The sequence below is a fragment of the Rhodovibrio sodomensis genome (assembly GCF_016583645.1).
Lineage (GTDB): Bacteria > Pseudomonadota > Alphaproteobacteria > Kiloniellales > Rhodovibrionaceae > Rhodovibrio > Rhodovibrio sodomensis.
The window spans coordinates 1-2,216 of sequence record NZ_NRRL01000235.1 but is presented as its reverse complement, the minus strand read 5'-3'; the positions used below and the strand labels follow the sequence as shown (position 1 = coordinate 2,216).

At 67.7% G+C, this 2,216-nt stretch carries 3 protein-coding genes; 2 read left to right on the top strand and 1 reads right to left on the bottom strand.

Annotated features, from left to right (window positions below):
• Positions 1–315: 315 nt before the first annotated feature.
• Both CKO28_RS27360 and CKO28_RS27355 read left to right on the top strand, forming a co-directional pair.
• On the top strand, positions 316–1,233 hold the full coding sequence (locus CKO28_RS27360) for a fatty acid desaturase family protein (protein ID WP_200344654.1): 918 nt from the start codon (positions 316–318) through the stop codon (positions 1,231–1,233).
• Complete coding sequence (locus CKO28_RS27355; protein WP_200344653.1) at positions 1,230–1,862, top strand: LysE/ArgO family amino acid transporter; 633 nt, start codon at positions 1,230–1,232, stop codon at positions 1,860–1,862. Before CKO28_RS27360 ends, CKO28_RS27355 begins: the two co-directional genes overlap by 4 nt.
• Positions 1,863–1,936: 74 nt before the next feature.
• Here the strand turns inward: CKO28_RS27355 and CKO28_RS27350 are convergent.
• A partial coding sequence (locus CKO28_RS27350) for a hypothetical protein (protein ID WP_200344651.1) occupies positions 1,937–2,216 on the bottom strand: 280 nt, incomplete at its 5' end.

The window sequence follows — 2,216 nt, the reverse complement described above, 5'->3', positions numbered from 1 at the left end:
ACTCCGCGATCTGGGCGCAACTTTTGCCGTCATCCAGCAGCAGAAGGGCATTTGCCCGCCGTGCAACGCCGTGGTCCACGCGATGCCGACGCACGCACGCTTCGAGTTCGCGGCGATCTTCAAAGGAAAGGAAACCGGGGCGTATCATGCTCGCAGCTGAATCCCGATTCTACCTCGCGTCAAGCCCGAATTCGGGTCTCCAGAGACTCGGAGTATATCTTAATTAAATTTGTCACCGTTCGGCCGTAACTTCCCTTCTGCGTTGTCGATCCGCGGCGACGCGCAGTCTACGCGAGCTAGAAGGGAAGTGCCGTTATGTCTGCCAAAAACGTCCGCCGGGCTTTCCGGCAGGAGTTCAAGGATCTGCCCCGCAACGGGCTGTGGCGCGCAACCACGGTGTTCGCGAGCTATCTGCTCGCGATCGCCGGCTGCATCGCACTGGGTGCCCAGCTGGTCGGGCAGCCGGGCGCGGCGAGCGCGCTCGGGATCGCGGCGTTGGCCGTGGTCATCGCCACCCGGCTGCGCGGGCTCAACAACATCGTCCACGAGTGCAGTCACTACACCTTCACCCGCTCGATCCGCGCCAACGTGATGTTCGGCCGGATCGCGGCGGTGGTGCTGCTGGGCGGCTTCCGGAAATACGAGCGCGAACACGCCACCCACCACAGCTTCCTGGGCGATCACGAGCAGGATAAGGACTTCGAGAACCTGCAGGTGTTCGGCATCGACCAGCCGGTGACCTGGGGCAGCCTGGTCCGTCACCTCGCGACCCCGATCCTGGGGCTGCACCTGCGCCGCTATTTCCCGGTCGACCTGTCGTTCGAGGACGGCCGCGCGGTCGGCCTCGCCAAGCTCGGCCTCTTGGGCGCGGTGGCCCTGGGCGCATGGCTGGCACCCTGGACCACGCTGCTGATGGTGCTGGTGCCCTACCTCTACGTCATGACCGCGATCAACTACTGGAACGACTGCGTCGACCACGCCGGCCTGATCGCGGAGAGCGACGATCTCTACGCCTCGCGCAACCTGATCCTGCCGCTGCCGCTGCGCGCGCTGCTGTTTCCGCGCAACGACTGCTTCCACCTGGTGCACCACCTGTTCCCAAGCGTGCCGGTACAGCACCTGCCGGCCTGCCACCGGCGGCTGTTGAGCGAACCGGCTTACGCCGCGCTCAACCACCGGCCGCGGCTGCCCAAGGGGCAATCGGCCGGCCTGGTCGGCTGGAGCGCGCCATGATCGTGTTCTTCTCCGGCATGGCGATGGCGGCGAGCATGATCGTCGCGATCGGTCCGCAGAACGCGCTATTGATCCGCTATGGGCTGGCGCGCGTGCCCACGGTGTTCGCGGTCGCGGCGATTTTCGTGGCCGTCGACATGGGGCTGATCGCGCTCGGCGCGCTCGGGGTCGGATCGCTTGTATCGCAGGTTCCTGCGCTCAAGCTCGCCTTTGCCGGCGCCGCGGCGGCGTTCTTCCTGTACTACGGACTGTCCAGCCTGTGGCGCGGAGTTTCCGGGGACGCCGGCGGCGGTCTGCTGCAGCCGGCCGGCGCCGCCGGCGTTTACGGGCCCGCGATCGCGGTCTCGATCGCCAACCCCGGGGTGCTGTTCGACACCATCGTCCTGGTCGGCGGTCTGGCCAGCCGATACGGCGCGCTGGGCGACCGGCTGGTGTTCTCCGGCGGGGCAGTCGCGGCGTCGTTCGTCTGGTTCGCCACGCTCGCGGGCACGTCCTACGTCGCCGGGCGCTACCTCGCCGGGCCGACCGTCTGGCGGGTGCTCGACATCGGGATGGGCGTGCTGATGATCGGTCTTGCGGCCAAGCTGACCGGCGACGTCATGAGGCTCGCGTCCGGCGTCCTGCTCTGATCCGGTGCGAACCGCATGGGCTAAGGCGCGGGGGCACAAAATCGAGTAGGGAGGAGCCTCGCGGCTCCTCCCTCTCACACCACCGAGCGTACGCGTCTCGTACCACGGCGGTTGTCGGTCGGGGTGACCGCTTTGTAAAGGGCGACCAGGGCCGTCAGGCCGTGCCGGTCGAACCAGGCCTGGGACATGGCGCGGGTGGCTTGCGGCGTGTTGGCCAGGGGCCACCAGCCGCGGCCGGAGCCGGCCAGCTTGCGGGCTTCGGGCGGGGGCACGCCGTTGTGGGTCAACAGGCGGTGCAGGCCGGACGAGGTCTTGGCCTGCTTCAGCCGGAAACACCGCAAACGTCGGCGGAGC